The organism is Paenibacillus sp. FSL H8-0259 (assembly GCF_037963255.1).
GTDB classification, from domain to species: domain Bacteria; phylum Bacillota; class Bacilli; order Paenibacillales; family Paenibacillaceae; genus Paenibacillus_AQ; species Paenibacillus_AQ phytohabitans.
Window position 1 is genome coordinate 1,610,200 of sequence record NZ_CP150147.1, and the last position, 22,843, is coordinate 1,633,042.

The 22,843-nt window shown below is 54.0% G+C and carries 15 protein-coding genes; 11 read left to right on the plus strand and 4 right to left on the minus strand.

The window, feature by feature from the left end; translation table 11 throughout:
* The first annotated feature begins 869 nt into the window (after positions 1 to 869).
* Both NSU01_RS06980 and NSU01_RS06985 read left to right on the plus strand, forming a co-directional pair.
* A complete protein-coding gene (locus tag NSU01_RS06980; RefSeq protein WP_042134392.1) occupies positions 870 to 1,451 on the plus strand; it encodes a GNAT family protein in 582 nt (193 codons plus the stop codon).
* Positions 1,452 to 1,465: 14 nt separating this feature from the next.
* A complete protein-coding gene (locus tag NSU01_RS06985) occupies positions 1,466 to 3,301 on the plus strand; it encodes an ABC transporter ATP-binding protein (protein WP_076242399.1) in 1,836 nt (611 codons plus the stop codon).
* Between the two features lie 45 nt (positions 3,302 to 3,346).
* Here the strand turns inward: NSU01_RS06985 and NSU01_RS06990 are convergent, their stop codons facing one another.
* From NSU01_RS06990 to NSU01_RS07000, 3 genes are all read right to left on the minus strand, one after another.
* On the minus strand, positions 3,347 to 3,712 hold the full coding sequence (locus NSU01_RS06990) for a hypothetical protein (RefSeq protein ID WP_076242400.1): 366 nt from the start codon (positions 3,710 to 3,712) through the stop codon (positions 3,347 to 3,349).
* 115 nt (positions 3,713 to 3,827) lie between these two features.
* Positions 3,828 to 4,631 carry a Cof-type HAD-IIB family hydrolase gene (locus NSU01_RS06995; RefSeq protein ID WP_076242401.1) on the minus strand — a complete coding sequence of 268 codons (804 nt, stop codon included), beginning with the start codon at positions 4,629 to 4,631 and terminating at the stop codon, positions 3,828 to 3,830.
* A gap of 110 nt (positions 4,632 to 4,741) precedes the next feature.
* The gene (locus NSU01_RS07000) at positions 4,742 to 5,653 is read right to left on the minus strand and encodes a DMT family transporter (RefSeq protein WP_076242402.1); all 912 of its coding nucleotides are present in this window, start codon (positions 5,651 to 5,653) and stop codon (positions 4,742 to 4,744) included.
* 231 nt (positions 5,654 to 5,884) lie between these two features.
* Here NSU01_RS07000 and NSU01_RS07005 point away from each other — a divergent pair, with 231 nt between their 5' ends.
* Positions 5,885 to 6,607, plus strand: a complete 723-nt coding sequence (locus NSU01_RS07005; protein WP_076242403.1) for a metal-dependent hydrolase — start codon at positions 5,885 to 5,887, stop codon at positions 6,605 to 6,607.
* A gap of 166 nt (positions 6,608 to 6,773) precedes the next feature.
* Here NSU01_RS07005 and NSU01_RS07010 read toward each other — a convergent pair whose 3' ends face one another.
* Positions 6,774 to 7,778: a lipoate--protein ligase gene (locus tag NSU01_RS07010; RefSeq protein WP_042134400.1), complete on the minus strand. Its 1,005-nt coding sequence runs from the start codon at positions 7,776 to 7,778 to the stop codon at positions 6,774 to 6,776.
* 509 nt (positions 7,779 to 8,287) lie between these two features.
* Between NSU01_RS07010 and cobD the strand changes: the two genes are divergently transcribed.
* The 8 genes from cobD (at position 8,288) to NSU01_RS07050 (ending at position 22,659) form a co-directional block, all read left to right on the plus strand.
* Positions 8,288 to 9,379, plus strand: coding sequence for a threonine-phosphate decarboxylase CobD (gene cobD, locus NSU01_RS07015; RefSeq protein ID WP_076242404.1), 1,092 nt, complete (start codon positions 8,288 to 8,290; stop codon positions 9,377 to 9,379).
* A gap of 715 nt (positions 9,380 to 10,094) precedes the next feature.
* The gene (locus NSU01_RS07020) at positions 10,095 to 15,062 is read left to right on the plus strand and encodes an S-layer homology domain-containing protein (protein WP_076242405.1); all 4,968 of its coding nucleotides are present in this window, start codon (positions 10,095 to 10,097) and stop codon (positions 15,060 to 15,062) included.
* 146 nt (positions 15,063 to 15,208) lie between these two features.
* Positions 15,209 to 16,132, plus strand: coding sequence for an adenosylcobinamide amidohydrolase (locus NSU01_RS07025; RefSeq protein ID WP_256703729.1), 924 nt, complete (start codon positions 15,209 to 15,211; stop codon positions 16,130 to 16,132).
* A 52-nt stretch (positions 16,133 to 16,184) separates the two neighbouring features.
* Positions 16,185 to 17,150 carry an adenosylcobinamide-phosphate synthase CbiB gene (cbiB, locus tag NSU01_RS07030; protein WP_042134404.1) on the plus strand — a complete coding sequence of 322 codons (966 nt, stop codon included), beginning with the start codon at positions 16,185 to 16,187 and terminating at the stop codon, positions 17,148 to 17,150.
* On the plus strand, positions 17,129 to 18,397 hold the full coding sequence (locus tag NSU01_RS07035; RefSeq protein WP_076242406.1) for a histidine phosphatase family protein: 1,269 nt from the start codon (positions 17,129 to 17,131) through the stop codon (positions 18,395 to 18,397). The genes cbiB and NSU01_RS07035 overlap by 22 nt, the downstream gene beginning before the upstream one ends.
* A 568-nt stretch (positions 18,398 to 18,965) precedes the next feature.
* Positions 18,966 to 20,426, plus strand: coding sequence for a PLP-dependent aminotransferase family protein (locus NSU01_RS07040; RefSeq protein WP_076242407.1), 1,461 nt, complete (start codon positions 18,966 to 18,968; stop codon positions 20,424 to 20,426).
* A gap of 14 nt (positions 20,427 to 20,440) precedes the next feature.
* Positions 20,441 to 21,430, plus strand: coding sequence for a D-alanine--D-alanine ligase (locus NSU01_RS07045; RefSeq protein ID WP_305954177.1), 990 nt, complete (start codon positions 20,441 to 20,443; stop codon positions 21,428 to 21,430).
* Between the two features lie 41 nt (positions 21,431 to 21,471).
* Positions 21,472 to 22,659 carry an aminotransferase class I/II-fold pyridoxal phosphate-dependent enzyme gene (locus tag NSU01_RS07050; RefSeq protein WP_076242819.1) on the plus strand — a complete coding sequence of 396 codons (1,188 nt, stop codon included), beginning with the start codon at positions 21,472 to 21,474 and terminating at the stop codon, positions 22,657 to 22,659.
* The last annotated feature ends 184 nt before the right edge of the window (positions 22,660 to 22,843 follow it).

The window sequence follows — 22,843 nt, forward strand, 5'->3', positions numbered from 1 at the left end:
AGCAACTGGCCTGAGCAACTACTATCGGCCAATTTACTAAGAAGAACAACTACTATAAACCGCACTATTGATCAAAACCAAAACAAGTAACCGGTCAACACTGCAATTGTTGTACGTATTACAACTTGGCTCCCCAGAAACCAACATGATTGGACAGATTGTTGTATGAAATACAATAATTGTCCCTTTAAACCGTTTGGATGAGCGGAAATGTTGCCTTTTATACAACAATTTTGGATTTCGCTCGATATTAGGAAGGAATTGTTGTATTCCGTACAACATTTACTGAGGAAAGCTAAGTATGCGTAAGTATTTCAAGATCAGCCTTTCTTTATAGTTGAATATATTAAACTTCTATAGCTTGAACTGAAGAAGACAATAACAGATGAGAATAACGGAGGGGAATTTTGGAACTGTAGGAGCGCCAGCGACTGCCTTTGTCACCGGACTCTACCGCTAAAAGCAGTAACAATCAAGAAATCTGGTGACAACAGCGGCTGAAAGTCCAAATATTCACCGCAGTTATGAACAACATCCCAATTGGAATAATTTCAAGTTCAATCTACCCGGAACCGCCTGTGAGTACTGAACGGAGCTGCTGAAGAGCTTTGTTCGTGGCTTTAAAGGCGGTTTTTGCTGTGCAGTAGCGACATTTTTCAGCCCCAGGACCGACCCGCGAATCCGCCTGCCGCCGCTGGGCGCTTTCCCGCAAGCTCTGTAAACTAAAGGCATCCAAGCACGGAATGTAAATAAACAATGAGCCCGCCTTCCAATTTTAAGCAACTAATGTGTATTTTTCATTATTTCCAAGAAAAGGAGGACGCACTATAATATAACGATATTCGATTATAGTGGAGGATGAATTTGGTATGAGTGAGAATTTGCTTCCAATTCTGCTGGATATTCCAGAGAGCTTTGAAACGGAGCGCCTGCTCGTCCGGGCTGCGCGGCCGGGAGACGGGGCGGAAATGAATAAGGCGATCGGAGAGAGCCTGAACGAGCTGAAGCCGTGGATGCCTTTTGCCCAGAGCATGCCGGCGGTGGAAGAGACCGAGGTCTATGTCCGGGAGTCGCGGGTAGCGTATCTGAAGCGCTCGACACTGAATATGCAGATCTACAGCAAGGTGGACGGCACATATATCGGCAACATCGGCCTGCATCATATCGACTGGGATTGCCGCCGTTTCGAGACAGGCTACTGGATTAGGAGCTCCTGCGCGGGCAACGGATACATCACGGAAGCGGTGAACGGAATTACCGCCTTCGCAATACGAGAGCTGGAGGCCAGCCGGATTGAGATCCGCTGCAGTGCGCGGAATGCCAAAAGCGCTGCTGTCGCCGAGCGTGCCGGGTTCACGCTGGACGGCATTTTGCGCCGGAGCACACGCGAGGCGGACGGGGAACTCCATGACAGCAAAGTGTACGCTAAGGTGCGGGGTGTTGAATTCTAAAGGGAGATGATGATGTGAAGAAGAAGAAAGGTGCTTTTGCCAGATTAAGTACATACATGCTCAGACATAAGCTGATTTATAGCATATTACTGCTAGTTACCCTGTTTAGTATTGTCCTTGATCTGACGATGGCCTGGTTCCTGTCCCGGATTACGGATGCGGCGGTCCGTCTGGACGTAGAGGCTTTTACAGACCTTGCCTGGTTCGGAGTTATATTCTTGACGGTCGCCGGAATCAACACCTTTCTAAGTGTGTATCTCAAAACCAATATCTCGGCCAAAATCAGAAATGAACTGCGCCAGGACATGATGGGACATACCCTGGCTTTGCCGCAGTCTTATTTCGACCGCAATCATTCAGGCGATCTGTTGTCCCGGTTCACGAACGACAATCAGTCGGTCGGTGAAGCCTGCGGACATGTCATGATGGACCTGCTGCGCAATCCGCTGCTGGCGGTGGCCTCCTTCGCTTATCTGATCTATATCAACTGGCTGCTTGCGCTGATCTGTCTGTCCGTAGGGCCGCTGCTGTTCCTGACCGGCAAAATATTCGGCAATGCGATGCGTGCCAACAGTGTGCGGGTACAGGAAAATATGAGCAGAACGACGGCTTTTCTGAATGATATCCTGGGCAGCAGCATGGTGTTCAAAGCGTTCTCGATTGAGCGCAGGCTGCAGAAGCAGTATATAGAATATAGTGAGAGCATTGCCTCCGGGGAGAAGAAGAAGGCGAGAATCGAAGGAGCAACTGGGGCGATCTCCTCTGTACTGGGCAACCTTACCTTCCTGCTTGCGCTGGTCATTGCCGGGTGGTTTGTGGCCAAAGGTTCGCTTGAGGTCGGGGCGATGATTGCCTTCATCCAATTGATGAATTATCTGGTTGGGCCGTTCTCGGTACTGCCGGGCCTGGTCGCTTCCATGCAGCAGTCGCTGGGTGCGGCGGAACGGATTTTTGAAGTGATGGATGCTGCTCCCGAGGTTGAGGTACTGCCTGACCAGCAGATGCAGCAGCCTGATTTCAATGTGCTACAGCTCGCAGACCTGTCGTTCGGATATCCGGAGAGTGAGAAGCAGAGTCTAAGCAAGGTTAACCTGGAGTTAACGCGCGGAAAGCAGATGGCTGTGGTGGGTACGAGCGGCGGCGGTAAATCCACACTGTTCAAGCTACTGCTCGGTTTCTACAAACCGGATGCAGGTGGGATTTCAATTAATAATCAGGCGATTGCCGGGATGCCGCTTGAGCAGCTGAGAAGTTATTTCGCCTATGTTCCCCAGGAGTCGGGTCTGTATACTGGAAGCATCCGTGATAATATCGGTAACGGAAGACCGGGGGCTACGGAAGAAGAGATTATAGAAGCGCTGCGGCAGGCGAACGCTTATGATTTCGTGATGGAGCTGCCGGAAGGCATCCACACCGATATTGGTGAGCATGGTTCGAGATTGTCCGGAGGGCAGAGACAGCGTCTCTCCATTGCCCGAGCGATGCTGAAGAACGCGCCGATTCTGCTGCTGGATGAAGCTACGGCGGCACTCGACAATGAGTCGGAGAAAATGGTCCAGCAGGCGATCCGCAAGCTGATGAAGGATAAAACAACGCTGGTCATCGCCCACCGCCTCTCAACCATCCAGAATGCCGATATTATTCTGGTGATGGAGAACGGGGAGATTGTGGAGCGGGGCGGACATGAGGAGCTGCTGGCGGCAGAGGGACGGTACTTCGAGCTGTATAATTCCCAGCTGGAGCAGGAAGCAGTGGAGGAAGGGCAATATTCTTCTCTGGGCGGTGAGAGCTTGAGCAGCGGCGGAACGACCCCCCTCAAGCAGGAGACAGCTGCGGCAGGTACGTTATAATAGTCTTCTTCAGCTATGTTCTTGGCTTTCAGCATGCGCTACGCGCTACTTGGCAGAGAGAGCGTCAATCGCTTGAACAGCCAGCTTCAAGGCTTGGAGTCTTCTTTCTAAAAGAGTTTGTTGTGGACTGCCAGCCTTGGATTTAGCGTAACTATGTTCAACAGATGGGGTTATTTCAATCAGAACTTTGCGGGCTTCTGCTATATCTTCATGGGAGTACTGATGAGGTTGTTGATTCCAGACGTTCTCCAGAACCGCTAAGCCGATGTGTGAAGCATTGAGCCGTTTCTTTACCAGCGAAATGTTTGTGCCCTTTTGAGTCATTTGCGCAAAGGCATTTTCGAGTTTTTTGATGGTCGATTGCCAGGATTTAATGGATTCGAGCTGGTCCGCAGCAGATACTTCTTCCATGGATGACCCTCCTTTCTTCTTGGATTATAAAAGGTGGCTTACAGCGGTTCAATAAACTGAACCGGCGGTAAGCCACCTTTGTCATATAAGATATCCGCTCAGAGAGGAATGCCTGTTATTCTGCACCGAGAATGAATTTATCGATGGCGAATTTCACGCCGTCCTCATTGTTGCTGAGGGTAACGAAATCGGCAATTTCCTTCAGGGCAGGAATGGCATTCGCCATAGCGACACCGAGGCCGGCGGCTTCGAGCATCTCGTGATCGTTCCAGGAATCACCGACAGCGATGGTCTCGGACAGCTCGCAGCCGAAATGCTTAGCCAGGAATTCAAGCGCCAGGCCTTTGGTGCCTTCGTGATGCATGATTTCCAGGAAATGCGGCTTGGACTTCGTGATGTGAACCGAATCACCGAGCAGATTGCGCAGGATCGGGGACAGCTCATCCAGGAAGGCCGGATCGTCGATGATGAGCATTTTAGGTGTTTTTTGCGGGACCAGTTTCCCTTCCCAATCCGGCTCAATGTAGTATTGAGTCTTGTTTAGAGCGGAATAGTCGATCAGCTTCTGGTTCTCTTCGCGGGCATACAGCTTGTCGTCGATGTAAGTCTGCAGATGCAGGTCATGCTCCACACAGTACTGGAACAGCTTACGCACCGCATCCTGCGGGACATAACGCTCATAGAGCACTTCTTCGTCCAGCAGATTCTTAACGAGTGCCCCCTGATAAGTGATGATCGGCACATTCAGTCCGGTCTGGCGGGCAATCGCCTGGGCGGAAGCATAAGCGCGTCCGGTAGCGAGGGTAACCACAACGCCAGCGGCAACAGCCTGTTCCAGCGCAGTTTGGGTGGCAGGGGTAACTTCCTTGTCGTCATTAATCAGGGTGTCGTCAATATCGATAGCAATCAATTTGTACATTTGGGTTCTCTCCTAAAAGGTTGGTTTAGTCCGGCTTTCCGGGGAATCTTCTATAAGAAGGGGAACGGAAGCACGACTTTTTGTCTGAAGCATGTAACTATAAAATGCTGCTAGCCCTCCGCCTGCGTCCGCGCCGGATCAGGACTCAGCTCCGCCATCAGCATGGCGGCAAGAATGCATCCACAGCCTAGCGCAGCAGACAGGCCGAGTGTCTCTCCGCCGAAGAGCAGGCCTGTTACTGCAGCGAATACCGGCTCTGTGGCATAAATAATCGCCACCCGGGACGGGGTGGTGTATTTCTGGCAGGCGGTCTGAATCCAGAAGGCGAAGGCGCTGGTCGGGCCGATGGAGATTAGCATGGCCCAGAGCACTTCCGGCTTCGCGAGCAGCTCCCCGCTGTGCATAAGCGGTGCGGGGCCATCCGCCAGAAGGGTGGCCAGAACGCTGAACAGGCCCACAAAGGCAAGCTGCAGCGCGGCCAGCGGCAAGGCCGGATAACGCGGCGCATATATGCCGGTATACACGATCTGCAGCGCAAAGAAGGCAGCGCAGAGCAGGATCAGGCCATCGCCCTTATTAAGGGAGAACGCAGAGCCGGTGAAGGTCAGCAGATACAGGCCAACCGCTGCGAGGCCGGCACTGAACCAGGTGTAACGGGATATGGCATGCTTCAGCAGCGCCAGAGACAGGAAAGGTACAAGTACCACCGACAGTCCGGTAATGAACCCTGTATTGGAGGTGGTGGTATACAGCAGTCCCATGGTCTGGAAGCCATAGCCCAGGAAGAGCAGCAGGCCCAGCAGCAGAGCATGCAGAACCATACGTAAGCTTAGCTTCTTCCATTCCTGACGGTAGAAGACGGCGGTAATTAGTGCAAGCAGCAGGGCGGCGCCTGTAAACCGGATGCTGTTGAAGGCAAGTGGCGGCAGTACCCGGACGGCAGATTGCACAATAAGAAACGTACATCCCCACATCATCGCCACCAGCAGCAGACTTAGATCGGCGATTCGGGAGCGGTTCACAGGGTGTCATCCTTTCAGGGCCGTATGAGTTGTCCAAATTGTATCCTAAATCAGGGGGCAGGACAAGCCGAAACTGCGTAGCGGCCGTGTCCGCACGGGATGAAGGAGGCCTGTAACCCGTTATACGCTGGACAAAAAAGGAAAGCCTTGGTATACTTCGATAACCGCACACTTGTTCTTATTTCGGACATCCAGAATCATTATACTCTCATATGAAGGAGCGGATTCACCATGATGGGCAAATCCCATTTAGTTATCAGCACCGGGGTTACCTTGTCCGCCATGAGTTTGCTTGGGCTTGAAATCACTCTTCCGGCCGTCGCCGTTGCGGTGGTCAGCTCGCTGCTGCCCGATATCGACGAGCCGAATTCACTGCTGGTACGCAAGGCAGTTCCCGAGTTTCTGCTGCGTATCCTTCAGGTATCCCTGATCGGGGCAGCTATTTATCTTTATTTTGCCGGAATCGCTGCTCCGCCGTGGAATATTGCCCTGGCTCTGCTGGTCGGCAGTGTGTCTTTCCTGCCGAGCCGCAGGCTGAGGCATCTGGTGATGCTGCTGATTGCGCTGGCGCTGTTTGCTTTTGCCGATGCCTATGATCCATGGAACTATATTGCCGCCTGTGTGCTGGTCGTAGCTTCCGTTGTCCCGCACCGGGGAATCACGCATACGCTGTATGCCGTGGCCGGCTGGGGGGCGCTGCTGTATTTTGTATCAAAGGGCATGGATGACGGCGGCAGTCTCTGGATTGCCGGGAGTATGTCCTACGGCCTGCATCTGCTGGCCGATTCCCTGACCCAGCGCGGAATTACGCCGCTGCCCCCGCTGCCGGTCAAGCTGCGGCTGAAGCTGATGAGCACCGGCACGAAGAAAGGTAATGCAGTGGAGAAGGTGTGCGTAATGCTTACGCTGGCGCTGGTTGTCTATGTTTTTGTGCTTACGCCTTCTTTGGTGTAAAGGGCAAGCAAGAGCTGGGCAGCAACTTAAGAGATGAACAACGAGATAAGAGATGGACGGCAAGACAAGAACCCCACGATCAGCTGCGCAGGATGCGGCAGGATAGCGGGGTTCTTTTTACTGTATAAGTACCTGCTTGCCGGAGTGGTGTCTGCGGTGCAGAGCCCTACTCCTCAAGAAATACCAGACCGATGAAGTCCTCCGGCTCAATGCGGCCGAAGTAATGCTTCAGATCGAGATCAGCCAGTGCCTCTCTGACCTCAGCTTCCGCATAACGTTTGCCGCGCAGCGCGTTCTCCACATCCGCCACATCGCCGACACCGAAGAAGTCCCCGTAGATTTTGATCTCGCGGATGATGGAATCCTCAATGTCCATGCGGATATCCACTAGACCGGCCGGGAATTTGCGGGTGTGCTTCACATTGCTCTTCGGCGACAGGCCGTAGTTCCAGTCCCAGTTCTGGTAGTGTTCCTTGGAGATTTCATTGATCCGTACCCAGTCATCCATTGTCAGCTTGTACTGGGGAACCTCGGACGCCTCCATACCGAAGATGGAACGCAGCAGACCTTCGCGGAACTCCTCAATCGTCATATCGGGGTTGCCCAGCAGCTCCTTGATATTGGCTACACGGCTGCGTACGGACTTGGTGCTCTTCGACTTGAACTTCTCGGGATTTACGTTGAGTGAAGCCTGCACATCATCCAGATTAAGGTCAAACATCAATGTGCCGTGGCTGAACATGCGTCCGCGTGTGGAGAACTGGGCATTGCCGGAGATTTTCTGCTCCCCGACCTGAAGATCGTTGCGTCCGCTCAGCTCGGCATTCACTCCCATCGACTGCAGATAATCAATCACAGGCTGGGTGAATTTGAGGAAGTTATGGAAAGACTGTCCGTCATCCTTGGTAATGAAGCTGAAGTTCAGATTGCCCAGATCATGATAGACTGCGCCGCCGCCGGATAACCGCCGTACGACCTGGATATTGTTGTCCTTCACATATTCCTGGTTAATCTCTTCGATGGTGTTCTGATGCTTGCCGATAATTATCGACGGGCTGTTGATATAAAAGAGCAGGTAGCTCTCGTCCATCGGCAGGTTTTTGAGTGCAAATTCCTCAATTGCCAGATTAACCGATGCGTCTGTAATACCGGTGTTATCGATAAAAAGCATAGTGATTCCTCCGCTTGGCCATAGTAAACTGCTGTACTTATTCTAAACTAAAAGAGAGATTTCCACAAAATCGAAAGTTTAACTTATCCGGCCGGCGTTACGCAAGGGCTGCCAGTTTATCCACCACTGAGGCTGTAAGCGGACTTCTGCCCGGCAGAATAAGCTTCGCCCGGTATTTCTCCGCTTGATAAGTGCCTGGGATCATCATGCCGGGGGCACCTGTGTGCTGCTGTGAGGGCATTGACGTACTTCCGGCAATAGGCCGATAATTGGGTGAAGGATTGCTAAGTTTCACACAGATTGTTGTATGCGATACAAGAATTGTCCTGCTAAACCGCTTGGAGGGGACGAAATGCTGCCTTTTATACAACAGTTCTGGATTATTGCCGGGATTATGCGGAGAATGTTGTATTATGGGCAGGGTTTTTGCAGCGGCAGATCTGCTACTCAAATAAGTGTAGTTCAATTAAATTAATGAAGTAATGATTGAGCGTAAAGGGAGTGTACTCATGCTTGAAAAATACGGACACGGCGGCGATCTGTTGACAGCGGCCGAGCTATACGGGGAGAATAGCGGCGGCTTCCTGGATTTCAGCGCCAATATTAACCCGCTGGGCCCGCCGCCGGGGGTGCTGGCGCTGCTGCGGGATGCAGTCTCCGCGATTACAGCTTATCCTGATCCGGGACACCGGAGGCTGAAAGCGCTGCTCGCGGAAAATCTGGGAGTGGGCACGGACTGGATTACCGTTGCTAATGGAGCCGCCGAGTCGATGGCCCTGCTCCTGCTGGCGGCGGCCCCGCGCCGCGTAGGCATCGTCGAGCCGTGCTTCTCCGAATACCGCCAGCTGGCGGAGCAGTTCGGTGCAGAGGTTTTGTCCGTTCAAGGGACCCGCGGCAGCGATTACCGGGCCTCCGTGGACGAGATCTCCGGCCTGCTGGAGCAGACGGATCTGCTGTTCCTCGGCCAGCCGAATAATCCGAACGGCGTCCAGTATCCGCTGGACGAGCTGCGGGTGCTGGCCCGCAGGGCGGAAGCCTGCGGGACGATTCTTGCCGTGGATGAAGCGTTCATTGACTTCATCCCGGAGGCGGACCGGCAATCCCTGCTGCCGGAGCTGGGGGCTTACCGTCATACGGTGCTGGTGCGCTCGATGACGAAGTTCTTTGCCATTCCCGGGCTGCGGCTGGGCTTCACTGCCGCACATCCGGAGCTTGCCGCGGCGATGACCGGCAAGCAGGTGACCTGGAGCGTGAACGGCCTGGCCCTGCGGGCCGGGGAAGCTTGTCTGCAGAGCGGCGACGGCTATGTGCAGGAGACGCGCGCGCTGATCGCAGCAGAGCGGCAGCTGCTGCGCCAAGGTCTGCTTGAGCTCGGCTGCGAAGTGCCGCCGGGCGAAGCGAACTTCCTGCTGCTGCGGCTGCCCGCTCCGTGGAGCGCGCAGGAGCTGCAGCAGCGGCTGGGCGCGGGCGGCATTCTCGTCCGCAGCTGCGCGATGTACCCCGGCCTTGAGCCGGGGCATATGCGCGTCGCGGTGAAGGGCCGGGCGGACAATGCCCGGCTGCTGCGGGAGCTGGGGGCGCTGCTGCGGGCGGGGATCTGAGAGCTGCAGTAGTTGAGAGCGTGCCAGCCACCAGCAGTTAGCGTGCCCAGCCACCAGCCGTCAGCGTGCCAGAAGCCAGCCAGAAGCTAGCCGCAGGGGGCCAGAAGCCAACAGTTAGCGAGCCAGCCGTCAAAGGTTCTCCGACTCACTTCGCTGCCGGTGTGCACGTTGTCTCTCCTCAAGAAATAAGTGGAAAAAGAGCATTTATTTAGCCTGAACCAGACAATTTCGGGACAGCAGTTGGAAAAAGTACATCTATTCGTCCCGCATCCCCGTTTGGAGGCGGAATCAAGAGAATTAGATGCCATTTTTCCACTTAATAAATGCATATACGGTTAAATCATATAATTAAATGTCATAAATCCACTTATTTAGCCGGCTTTAGCACGGAACGGAACCCGTCTCTTACCAGAAGGGTTCATCATCTATTAATGTACAAAGAAATCGCTCCTTTTGAAATGGCGGGTAGTACCTCCATTAATTACAGGAACGGTTTTTTTGTGTTGTTGTGAAGTATGTATGTTACCGGAAAGTTAATTCGCCACGCGTTCACCCGCAGACTTGTTACGAAGCGTGCTTGAACCCAAGCATTACGTTTACCCGGATGGCCGGGCCGTAAAGAGGTAAAAAAAGTCGGCTGGATGTAAAGATATTCGTATGTTTAAATTTGCCGGGTTTTTATATGCTTAAATCAAATACACAAGGAGGTTAAAGAATGCTCAGAATACCCTTACGAAAAATCCCCGTCTTGATATTGCTGGCTTCACTGGTCCTATCCTCAACCCCGCTTGGCCAGCCCCGGACCGCCTATGGAGCAGACGGTGCAGATGCCGCAGTAAGCTCCCCCGCACTTGATATTACCCAAAGTAAAGTAGAAGGTGAGTATGTGCTGGATCTGTCGGAGGTTGGGAATGTAGACTGGCTGCATCTGAAAGGTAACGGCCCGGATGACATCATTCAGATTAAAAAGGCCGTTCCCAGCTCTGTAACCTTCAGCGTGTACGGGAACGGTACGACAGGTACCGAAGGGAAGCCAGATAGGGGAAATGACGGGAATTATTTGTCCTATTCCTGGAATGACGGCATGGCAGGTTATGAAAGGGCTGTTAAGGATACCGGATTCGGCGTGTTTTTCCCCAAGAACAGAGATTCGGGGATATACGGGGATGTAGGCTGGACCTTCCAAGTTGCCCCGCAGCCGCAGGAGTCAACGGTCGTCTTCGGCATCGGGTTATGGCAGGCGAAAGCTGCTGTGAAGATCTATGCAGATATGAACCTCATGGAGACGAAGGAGATCAGTGCGGGTGGGACTTCGGAAGTATATAAGTATCAAATTAAGGTACCTGCCAATGTGCAATTAAAGGTTGAGGGTCTGCAGGCAGAAACCCTTTCACGGTACGGTAACATGTCCTTCTCGGGACTTGCGGTAAGCAGCAAGGAGGTAGCCGATAAAAGCATGCTCCAGCTTGCCTATAATCGAGTGAAGGACAAGCTCCAAGGCGTATACACGGATGAATCCTGGCAGGAATTTGCCAAAGCAAGGATTCAAGCCAAGGAGGTTCTGGACAAGCAGGATGCCCTACAGGAGGAAATCGACCGTGCCCTGTCGCTTCTGGAGCAGAAGCAAGCGGCTCTGGTAAGAAGAGAAACCAATCTGATGATCGATTACACAGGTGCTGCGGAGAATGAATACGAATTCGGCAGCAGCGGGGATCAGCAGGACAGATATCAGACCTTTACGGCTCAGGAGAGCTTCGAGATGCAGTACGCACAAGTAAATGTGAGAAAAATATCCAATAGCGTAAGCGACTTGACCGTGAAGCTATATGGGACAGACCCTTCCGGCTTCCCGGCAGGTACTCTTCTTGCAGAAACAGTGGTCAGCCGTGACCGTGTTGCGGACGGTGAAATGACTACGATTCCACTCCGTTATAGTCTCGCCGGAAATACACGGTACGCTCTGGTTTTATCGCAGAAGAATCTGTCCGCCGGCAAATACCGCTGGATGGTCATGAAGAAGAACGGGGAAACGGCAAGTGAATTTTTCGGCAAAAGTGTCTCCGGTGCCTTCCAATCCGAAGCACATCTGGGCACAGGCATCTTAAGAATTATTAAGAATACGGATGTGGACAGAACCGCCTTACAGGCCTTAATCGATGATATTGCCAAATCTAACTACAACAGCAGGCTGTACACCGTGCAGTCGTGGTCTGCACTCGAAGCTGCGTTGGCTAATGCCGGCCTGGTTTTGAACGATTTTGACGCTGACCCGGAGGAGATCAATGCAGCGCTCAGCCATTTACAGGCGGCAAGGGGCCAGCTGGAGATTAATATGGATATGGCGGCGATTGCCGGGCAGATCGATCTTATTAGCCGGGCCGTCATCAAAGGCTACACCCTCAGTTCCCTGAACACCTTGAATGCAGCTGTGCAAGCCGCCAAGGCGCTGGATGCTAACGCTCCGGATAACGAGAAGCTGACCGCCTTCTCCGCTGTTTTGGAAGCGGTTCATAATTTGAAGACCGCAGGCAAATACCAGTACGATACGCATGCGCAAATGACAGCAGCCTTCGGCTTCGAAGGCGACAAGAATGCTTCGCTTGCTTTTCTGGACGGATCATATCAGATCGGCGGAAGCCGTCCGGAGCAGCATGGTCCGGTAGCCCCTAAGCAAATGGTCACGTTCGGAGTTGCAGATACAAGCAACATCCAGTGGACCAAGGGGGAAGGTTATTTACCTGTAATGATCAGTGAATATACGAAGAATAAAGTAGACTACAAGATTGAGACCTTCGCCACCAAGCACACGGTGGACCAGAAGGATTATGTCGTCAACTATTCCAGAGTCACGGCTACGAATCATTCAGGCGAGCTCATGCTGCTGCCGGTCGTCTCGGGCAATCTGGTTCCAATCAATGCGGACGCTGTAAATATGTACACCGTTCAGCCGGGCGGGAGCGTTGTCAGGGAATATGCAATTGAAGCTGATAAATATGAATATTTTGACAAGAACGTGACCCGGTTTACTTCCTTGACCAAAGAGCAGGTGGCGGGTCTGGGAACCTTCGAAGCCAACTACAGTGAGATGAAAGCTTATTGGCTGAATAGACTCTCCGCAGTAGTGGATATCGGCTTGCCGAACCGGGAGCTTGAGAATGCGTTCAAATCCGGCTATATCGATACGCTGATTATTAAAGATGATACGTATCTGCATGTGGGTGAAAACGGCTATGCCCGGTTATTCTCCCATGATACGCTGGGCATTCTGGTAAATCTGATTCAGAGCGGGGATTTCGCTCATGCGCAGGATTATCTGAAGAGTATCCCGCTGACAGGCGGAATCAACATTGAGACGGGTCAGGTGGACAGCAATCTGTATTGGGATACCAACTGGAAAATTCCATGGGCCTACGCTGTTTACTTAAGTAAAACCGGTGACGCCTCTATCTTCGATGAGCAGATGACCGCCGATGACGGCTCTACCGGCACCGTATTTGAGAAGCGGGTTAAATTCGGAGCGCGAACCATTGAGAGTGACCGCAACGCTGACGGAATTATGAAAAAAACGTATGCGATTGATTCCGAGGGCAACTGGACGATCGACAATTACTCTGCCCTGACCGGTCTGACCGCTTATGAATATGTAACCCGCGAACTCTACCGTTTAAAAAATGATGAAACCTATTTGCAGGAAGCGGAGTGGGCAAAAGCAAGGTATGACGACTTATTGGCCAAATTCACAGCCAAGCTGCAGCAGACGATAACCGAAGAAGGGCTTGATTATATTCCGGCATCGGTCGTTGAGACCAATGATGAGAACCGGATGAGAGACTCCAGAGATGCGAACTGGGCCTCCATGTTCCTGTTCGGCAGATGGCACTGGGACGGGTATCTGTATGGGGCAGAGCAGCCCGAGGATAATATCAACCTGAAGCTGCTGGATGATACGTATTCCTATGGAATCAACCGGCGTATCCAGGAGGATACGACAGATTCTCCTTACAATTTCGGGGGTTATCCGCATGGCTTCTACTCAAGCGCATATAATGCCGGTTACGGAAGCGCTGCACTGCGCGGAGAAGAATACCGGGATATGGGCATCAAAGCGTATGAATTCATGATTGAAAATTCGATGAGCGGGCCGTTCAGCTGGTGGGAAGGGATCAATTATCCTGTCGCAGGAAGCCCTTGGGCACAGACGAATGATCAGCTGAACCTTCAGAATACACCGGGCGGCGGCGGATCAGCCCAGCATATGTGGGGACAATCCGTGAACTCCAAGGTGCTCATTGATTCCCTGATTGCCGAGCGGATTTATGATCAGAATCAGAAGGCTGAGATTATTGTAGGCCGCGGGATCCCTAAGGAGTGGGTCAAGGACGCTGCCAAGAACAATAATGTGGTGGCCAGTGTGCAGAATTACCCCGCTCTGCAGGGCGGCAGAGTCGGGTACAGCATTGTAAGACAAGACAATCAGCTCGTGGTGACCTTCAGCAGCGATTTGAGTCAGGCGAAGGTAGAGGCCGGAGGGGCCAGCTTCAGTGTCCAATTGCCAAGCATGGTGAACAATATTACGGATGTATCTGCAGGCATAATGGATAACAGCAAAGGTATCGTTACGGTCCCGTTAAATACAGCCTCAGTAACGATAACTTTAGGGGATTTACCGAAACCGCTGGCTGTTAACTTAGATAAGGATAAGCTTGAAATTGTTTATGCTGATGGAGACCTCCAGACCTCGGTTACGAAAGACGTTATTTTGCCGGCAGCAGGCGAACATGGAAGTGAAATTACCTGGACCTCAAGTAATCCCGATATCATCTCCAGTAAAGGGGAGGTTAAACGTTCGGCGAGCACAACCGGGGTGACTTTGACGGCCACTCTGAAGAAAGACGGGGCAGAGGCCCAGAAAAGCTTCGTATTGACGGTGCTAAAGGCAGACACCAAGCCTGACGGAGGCACGGATACAGGGAACAATGGCAACAACGGTAACAACGGTAATAACGGCAACAACGGCAATAATGGGAATGCGGGTAACAACACAGGGAATACCGGTACTATCGGCACTATCGTAACCACCGGCAATACGGGCAGCATAGGCGGCGCAGGAAATACAGGCGATGGCGGTATGGCTACTCAGCCTGCGTTCAAGGATGTAGAGAAGCACTGGGCAAAAGAGAGCATTATAACTGCGGCGCAGCGCAAGCTGGTGAACGGTTATGCAGACGGAACCTTCCGTCCGGACGGAGCCGTTACGCGCAGTGAATTCGCGGTGATCCTGGGTCGCGCCTTACAGGTGGACCTTGCGCTATCCGGACTTTCCTTCACGGATGAAGGCAGCATTCAGCCATGGGCGGAGCCGTATGTTGCCGCTGCGGTTAAATCCGGCTGGATTACAGGCTATACGGATCAGTCCTTCCGGCCCGGCGGAAAGATTACCCGCCTGGAGATGATTGCCATGATTGTCCGGGCGCTGGAATGGAAGACAGACTCCAAGGCTAAGGCAGCTTTTGTAGATGCGGAGCTTATTCCTTCATGGGGTCAGCCGTATGCGGCAGCCGCCTATGAAGCGGGTCTGGTTGAAGGCCAAGGCAATAACCGGCTGGCTCCGAATGATCAGGCAACGCGGGCAGAGGCAGTAACCCTGATTCTAAGACTGTTAGACATAACTGAACAGCAGTAGCATACGGCAGAGCAAGCTGGCGTCCGGATTTCCGGCGTCAGCTTTTTGTTTGCAGGCTACAAACATTGATACAGAGAAAACGAGATACTATATAATGATATAGTCGGTTTAGGAATAGTTTACTGCGTGAGAGGAGCGGATGTAACGTGAAAGAAGTGAATGTGAATCTACCCTTTAATCTTGACGGTGGATTGGCAGTGTACCAGAGCAGGGTCTGGCAGGGACTAACGCTGGAGTGGCGGGAAGGCCATCTGCTGCTGGAATTTCCGGCTGAGGTAGACAGTATATCAAGCGCAGTGTATGGCGGAGGAACAGGCCGCCTGAAGCGGGCGGTGAACCAATATGTCACCCGGGACTACGAATGCAGCAATCCGGTACGGGATATGGAAAATAAGCTGCAGGAGTGGGGTTATCCGCTGGAAGGCTGTGCCGGACTGATGACGGCAGTTCCGCTTGAACATGCCGCTGTTGCCGAGGAGGATACCGGCTCTGCGGGGATAATGTGCTGCGTGACAGCGGCTGCGGGCAATGCCGCCCGCGCCGGATCGCAGCGCAGCGTGCTGGCGGCTTACCGCCCGGGCACGATCAACATCATGCTTGGCATTGACGGCTGGCTGTCGCCGTCTGCCATGGTCAACGCCGTGATGACGGCCACGGAAGCGAAGGCTGCCGCACTGGCGGATCTCGGAATCACGGATTCCGAGAATGGGCTAACCGCAACCGGAACCACCACGGATGCGATCGTGCTCGCGGTGAGCGGAAGCCGCCGCTACGCAGCGGAGCATGTCTACGCCGGAACTGCGACTGACTTGGGCGGAGCCATCGGCAGGCTGGTGTACAGTGCGGTGACGGAAAGTCTGAGTTCGGTGAAGGCGGCAGAGGCTGCGCGGAGAGCGGAACTAGCTAACTTGGCGCAGGCAGAGCAACTTGCAGCTTCTGCGGAAACTGGGCAAGCTGCGGGTGGAGAAGAAGCAGTTGCAGTCGAAGCAGTAGTGGCAGCTGAACTGTTACCGCCTCAAGAAGCACTAAATGGGCAGCCCGGCCATCTGATGAAGGGCGGCCGGGAATAATGTCTGGAATGATGAAGAAGGACCGCCAGGAACCGCAGCGGGGTGAACCAAGGTGAAGCTTGCCATCATACTGTTGGCCGCTTATGTTGTGGACCGGATTGTCGGCGATCCGCGTAATCTTCCCCATCCCGTTGTCTATATGGGGAAGGCCATCAGCGCGATAGAGCAGCTTATCCGCCGCTTCGCATCGGCGCCCCGCGCCCTGAAGCGGGCGGGGCTGCTGCTTCCGCTCCTGGTAGCAGGAGGCGCATGGGTGCTGACAGCGCTGCTTGTCATGCTACTCTATAAGATATCCCCCTGGCTGTCCGGGGCTGCCGAAGTATGGCTGATCTCCACAACGATTGCCTCCAAAGGGTTGAAGGATGCAGGGTTGGCGGTATTCGCAGAACTCCGCCAAGGAGATATTCCCGCTGCCCGCAGAGCGCTGGGAATGATCGTCGGCCGGGATACGGCGCATCTGGAGAGCCCGGAGATCGTCCGCGGCACAGTGGAAACAGTGGCGGAGAACATCGTCGACGCGATCATCTCGCCGCTGTTCTTCGCCCTGCTGGGCGGGGCTCCGCTGGCTATGGCTTACCGTGCGGTGAACACGCTGGATTCCATGGTCGGCTACAAGAACGACAAGTACCGCGACCTCGGCTGGGCATCTGCCCGTCTGGATGACGTGGTCAATTACATACCGGCGCGGATTACAGCGCTATTGCTAACCTTGTGTGCAGCTCTGCTGCGGCTGGACTGGCGGAGATGCTGGCGTTCCGTGCGGAGGGATGCACGTCTTCATCCCAGCCCGAACAGCGGCTACCCGGAATCGGCAGTTGCCGGAGCACTGGGCATCCGCCTGGGCGGAGAAAATGTATACCACGGCGTAACCTCCTTCCGCGCTTACATGGGGGATCCCCTGCGGACAATGGAGCCGGAGGATATTATCGTGACTTCGCGGATGATGATGCTGTCTTCAGCCATATTTGTCTGCCTGTGTGCAGCGGTTGCCTTGTTATGGCAGGGGATGGGGGGCTGAGCGGAGTGCAGATGGACAAGGACGAGGGTAAGGATACGGACAAGGACAATGACAAGGACAATGACAAGGGCAAGGGCAAGGGCAAGGGCAAGGGCAAGGGCAAGGGCAAGGGCAAGGGCAAGGGCAAGGGCAAGGGCAAGGACAAGGACAAGGACAAGGACAAGGACAAGGACAAGGACAAGGATGCGGACAATGACAAGATAAGCCACTTGAAGGATTCGGCTCTGGTAGCTCGCAGCGTTCTAAGTAACCCGGCACCGCAGCAGGAGTTGGGGCTGGGGCTAGGGCGGGAGTTGGAGCAAGAGCTGGGGCTAGGGCAGAAGTTGGAGCAGGAGCTGGCGCGGGAGCCTCAACATGAGCAGGAACTGGAGCAGGAGTTAGAACTGGAGTTGGAGCAGGAGCAGGAACCTCAACTGGAATTAGAGCTGGTGCTTATCCGCCATGGGCATACGCAGTGGAACAAGGAGCGCCGTTATTTGGGCAGCACCGATCTGCCGCTGCTGCCGGAGGCGCGTCAGCAATTGTCCGCACTAAGCGACCAGTCGGCGCTCGGCGGGGAATTCTGGCGTGTCTATTGCAGTGACCTGCTCAGGTGCAGGGAGACGCTGGCAGCTGTGGCTCCACACCTGGAGCGGCAGGCCATCTATGATTCGCAGCTGCGCGAGCTGGATTTTGGTGCTTGGGAAGGCGGCGATTATGAGCAGCTGAAGGATAACGGGCATTACCGCAGCTGGATTGACCACCCCGAATTAGTAACACCGCCGGAAGGGGAAGCGTGGGAACAATTTGAAGCCCGGGTGGATGATTTCTGGACTCAGCTGGAGCAGGAACTGGAGCATACAAGCATTAACAGGGGGATGCCCTGGATTGAAACCAGCGAACCAAGGGTGGTTCCACCAGCGGTAGTTCCACCAGTGGCAGATTCACCAGTGCCCATTTCATCTGTGATAGTTCCACCAGTACCAGATTCACGAGTGCCGATTCCATTTGCGGCAGTTCCACCAGCGGCAGATTCACCAGTACCAATTTCATCTTCGGCAGTTTCACTAGTGCCAGACTCATCACCCAATCCCCCGCCTCCGCGCGTGCTGATTGTGACTCATGGCGGCATCATCCGGCTGCTGCTGGCGCGTCTGACCGAAGGAGTAACCTTCTATACAGTAGCTGCACCCGCTCCGGGTGAAGTCACTGTACTGAATCTTCGGAAGGATGAAGGAGCCTGGCGCATGATGCCACGCGAAGTGTAGCTACCGCAGCTGGACTAGGGACCGCTACAACTCGGGTGCGAAAAACCGAATACAATGCGCCGCCGATAGGGTTAATTAGCCAAATTTATGCGAAAAACCGAATACAATGCGCCGCCGATACGGTTAACGAGCCAAATGTATGCGAAAAACCGAATACAATGTACCGCTGTTCGGGTTAACAAGCCAAGTGTATGCGAAAAACCGAATACAATGCACCGCCGATAGGGTTAACGAACCAAATGTATGCGAAAAACCGAATACAATGCGCCGCCGATACGGTTAACGAGCCAAATGTATGCGAAAACCGAATACAATGCACCGCCGATAGGGTTAATTAGCCAAGTGTATGCGAAAAACCGAATACAATGCGCCGCCGATACGGTTAACGAGCCAAATGTATGCGAAAAACCGAATACAATGCGCCGCCGACAGGGGTAACGAGCTAAATGTATTCGAAAAACCGAATACATTATCCCCCTTAGAACCACAGCCGGAAGAAAATCCCGGGGCTGTGGTTCTTTTTTTACGGCGGCGTCTGTGCCATGATAGCTATGGGGGCGATAGCGGTATGTTTAAGGATTTCAAGCTCATTGCCGGACGTCCGGTATATATCCAGGTGAAGGATTACATGAAGCATCTTATTATCAAAAGCGCGCTCCAGGGCGGGCAGAAGCTCCCCTCAACACGGGAACTCAGCACACTCCTCAAGGTCAGCCGCAACTCGATTATCTCGGCTTATGAGAGTCTGGAGGATGACGGCTTCGCGTATACGGTGCAGGGCCAGGGGAGTTATGTCTCACATGGCGCAGCAGCGGGGCACGGAGATCCGGAAGCGGCATCCTGGAGCGTGGACTGGAAAGAGCGGCTCAGCGGCCAGGCGCTGCTCGCGGAAGAGCTGGACATTATGAAGCGGGGAATCCGCGCGGGGAAAGGAACGATTTCTTTTACCAGTATCGCGCCGGATGAGAGCCTCTTCGATCTGGATCATGTCCGAAGAGCTTTTCTGGAACGCATGTCCGTGGAGGGCAACGTTCTGCTGAATTATGGATATGCCAAGGGATATAAACCTTTAATAGATTATTTGCGGCAATATATGGAGCACAAGGGCGTGGATATGCGCGGGAAGGATCTGCTGATTACGAACGGGTTCACGGAGGGCTTCGACATAGTGTTGTCTGCTCTGGGTAAGCGGCATGGCGCTGTGATCTGTGAGAACCCGACGCATCATACGGCGATCAAGAATCTGAAGCTGCACGGCTTCGGGATACACGGGGTAACGATGGAGCGGGATGGCATCCACCTCGGCGAACTCAAGCGCGCGCTCGAAGAGCGGGAATACGACTGTGCGTATCTGGTCCCCTCCTACCACAATCCTACCGGAATTGTCATGTCTCCCGAGAAAAGACAAGGCCTAATGAAGCTCATGTCTGATTACAAGGTGCCGGTTATCGAGGATGGTTTCAACGAGGAGCTGCGTTATTCGGGTGCCCATGTGGCTCCGTTAATGGCGGCGGCGGGCAGCGGGAACAGTGTCATCTACCTCGGCAGCTTCTCCAAAGTGCTATTCCCCGGACTGCGGGTGGGCTGGGTGCTGGCGGATCAGGAGCTGATCTATTATCTCGAAAGTGTCAAAAGGGCACGCAGCATCCATACCTCAACGCTCGACCAGTCTATTTTGTACCAATATCTCCTGGGCGGCAATCTGGAGAAGTATCTGAAGAAGGCCCGGCTGGAGTATAAACGCAAATACGAGCTGACGCTGGCCTGCTGCAAGGAGCATATTCCGTATGCCTCATTATCGGGGGACGGGGGGCTACATCTGTTTGTAACGTTCGCTGAAGGCTTCAGCACAAGGGAATTGCTGGCGGCGTGCCACAGGCAGGGGGTTATTTTTACGGCGGGGGACATCTTCTTCACAGACGGTACAGGGCAGAACACGCTGCGGCTGGGCTTCTCCAGAGTGGCGGATGAGGATATACGCAGAGGGATCGAAATTATCGGCAGGACAGCACGGCAACTTATGGGATGAAGGGGTGTACGGATATGATTAGAGTGGGAGTTATTATGGGCGGCGTATCGTCTGAATATGAGGTATCCATGAATACCGGCAGGGAGATGCTGAAGGCGCTGGATCCGGCAAAATACACCGGGATTCCGGTTCCCATCACCTCGCGTAAAGAGCTGCTGGAGGGAGTCGTGGGGCTGGACTTCGCTCTGCTCGCCCTGCATGGGACTTACGGCGAGGATGGCACCGTACAAGGTGCGCTTGAAACGCTAGGCATTCCTTATTCCGGGAGCGGCGTGCTGTCCAGCAGTCTCTGCATGGATAAAGGGCTGGCCAAGACGGTTATCCGCAGCAAAAGCATCCCCACACCCGACTGGCTGTGCTGGGACCATATCAATGAATATGCACCGGAAGCCGTGGACCGGCTGGGTTATCCGGTGATGGTCAAGCCGAATTCCGGCGGCTCCAGCATCGGCATGACCAAGGTGAACCATCCGCAGGAGCTGCGCGGGGCGGTGGAGAAGGCTTTTGCCGCGGACTGCTCGGTGCTGATTGAGCGTTATACAACAGGGCAGGAGATTACCTGCTCCATTCTCGGTGGAGAGCTGCTGCCGGTAATCGGGATTCAGTCGCTCGGTGCCGACTGGTTCGATTACAGCGCCAAATATGAGCAGGGCGGGGCGGAGGAACAGATCATCCAGTTGCCTGCGGAGGTCGAGGAACGGGTGCGTACGGCGGCACTTGCCTGCTACCGGGCGCTGAAATGCGCGGTGTATGCACGGGTGGATATGCTGCTGAAGGACGGCATTCCATATGTGCTGGAAGTGAACACGCTGCCCGGCATGACCGCAACCAGCCTGCTGCCGCAAAGTGCAAGGGCGTCTGGCATCTCCTTCACCCGGCTGCTGGATGAGATTATCACCGGATCGCTGCGGGAGCGCGGAGGTATGGGTGGAGCAGCGGAAGCACCAGAAGCACCGGAAGTACCGGAAGCACAACTGGCACAGCAAGGGGGTGGCAGGTTATGAACAGAAAACAATCTGCTTTGCCTGTGGACCGCCACCCCCGCATCCCGAGCCTCACTGGCATCTCCCTGCACAGCGACCCCATTACTCCGCGCTTAAGGGAGATCCCGCCTTCGGGCATCCGCGCTTTTTTTGATCTGGCTGCGGGTAACAACGATATTATTTCACTCGGGGTTGGTGAGCCCGACTTCGCTACTCCTGAACAGGTCAGAGCGGCCTGTATCCGCGCCCTGGACCGCGGGGAGACGATGTATACGCCTAACAGCGGGAGGATGGAGCTGCGGGAGGAGATTGCCGGGTATTTGCAGAAGGGCTTCGACCTGCAGTACGATCCTGCGGACGAAATATTGGTTACTGTAGGGAGCAGTGAAGCCGTGGATCTGGCGCTGCGCGCCTTCATCGCACCGGGCGATGAGATTCTGATTCCTTCCCCGGGTTATGTCGCCTATGCGCCTATCGCCTATCTGAATGGCGGAACGCTGGCCACGGTGGAGACGACTGTGGAGCAGGGCTTTAAGCTCACGGCCGAAGCACTGAAGCGGGCAATCACTCCGCGATCCAAGCTGCTGATGGTGAATTTTCCAAGCAACCCTACGGGGGCGGTAATGACCTATGAGGACTGGCTGCCGGTAGCTGAGGTGGTGAAGGAGCATGGGCTGATCGTGATTTCGGATGAGATCTATGCCGAGCTGACCTACGACAGCACACATGTAAGTATTGCCTCACTCCCGGGCATGAAGGAGCGGACGGTGGTGATCAGCGGGTTCTCGAAGGCTTTTGCCATGACCGGCTGGCGGGTTGGATATGCCTGCGGGAACCGCGAACTGCTGGCGGCTATGCTCAAAATTCACCAATACACAGCCATGTGTGCGCCTGTGCTGGGACAGATCGCCGCTGCCGAATCCCTGCGCAGTGCTCTGCCGGATAAAGAACGGATGAAGGCCTGCTTCAAGGACCGCCGGACGCTGTTTGTGGAGGGGCTGCGCGATGCCGGACTGCACTGCCATATGCCTGCAGGGGCATTCTACGCCTTCCCGTCCATTGCCCACACCGGCATGAGCTCGGAGGAATTCGCCTTAAGGCTGCTGAAGGAGGCGGGAGTCGCAGTTGTTCCGGGCCATGTGTTCGGGGCTGGCGGAGAAGGGTATATCCGCTGCTCCTATGCGGCTTCTACAGCGAAGCTGACCGAGGCGCTGGAGCGGCTGGAAGGCTTCATGAAGGTAAAAATCTAATTGTAAGATCAATCTATATCACCTATAATCCTTTAAGGAAGAAATAGGGATATGTTAGAATTCAATTGGCTTGCAGCCAAGTCAGCGGAAGCTCCCTTCTTCAGGGCAGGGGAGCTTTTTTGTGTTCTGATGACAGTATGCAGAGCAGATAGAAGTGGATTGTTTTCAGTAGATTGTTTTCAAT

What these genes read in the sequence shown, in the direction of transcription:
- NSU01_RS07035 (WP_076242406.1), top strand. Translation starts at nt 17,129, where the DNA reads ATGGCAGGGGATGGGGGGCTGAGCGGAGTGCAGATGGACAAGGACGAG.
- NSU01_RS06995 (WP_076242401.1), bottom strand. Translation starts at nt 4,631, where the DNA reads ATGTACAAATTGATTGCTATCGATATTGACGACACCCTGATTAATGAC.
- NSU01_RS07020 (WP_076242405.1), top strand. Translation starts at nt 10,095, where the DNA reads ATGCTCAGAATACCCTTACGAAAAATCCCCGTCTTGATATTGCTGGCT.
- NSU01_RS07045 (WP_305954177.1), top strand. Translation starts at nt 20,441, where the DNA reads ATGATTAGAGTGGGAGTTATTATGGGCGGCGTATCGTCTGAATATGAG.
- NSU01_RS07005 (WP_076242403.1), top strand. Translation starts at nt 5,885, where the DNA reads ATGATGGGCAAATCCCATTTAGTTATCAGCACCGGGGTTACCTTGTCC.
- NSU01_RS07010 (WP_042134400.1), bottom strand. Translation starts at nt 7,778, where the DNA reads ATGCTTTTTATCGATAACACCGGTATTACAGACGCATCGGTTAATCTG.
- NSU01_RS07040 (WP_076242407.1), top strand. Translation starts at nt 18,966, where the DNA reads ATGTTTAAGGATTTCAAGCTCATTGCCGGACGTCCGGTATATATCCAG.
- NSU01_RS06990 (WP_076242400.1), bottom strand. Translation starts at nt 3,712, where the DNA reads ATGGAAGAAGTATCTGCTGCGGACCAGCTCGAATCCATTAAATCCTGG.
- NSU01_RS06980 (WP_042134392.1), top strand. Translation starts at nt 870, where the DNA reads ATGAGTGAGAATTTGCTTCCAATTCTGCTGGATATTCCAGAGAGCTTT.
- cobD (WP_076242404.1), top strand. Translation starts at nt 8,288, where the DNA reads ATGCTTGAAAAATACGGACACGGCGGCGATCTGTTGACAGCGGCCGAG.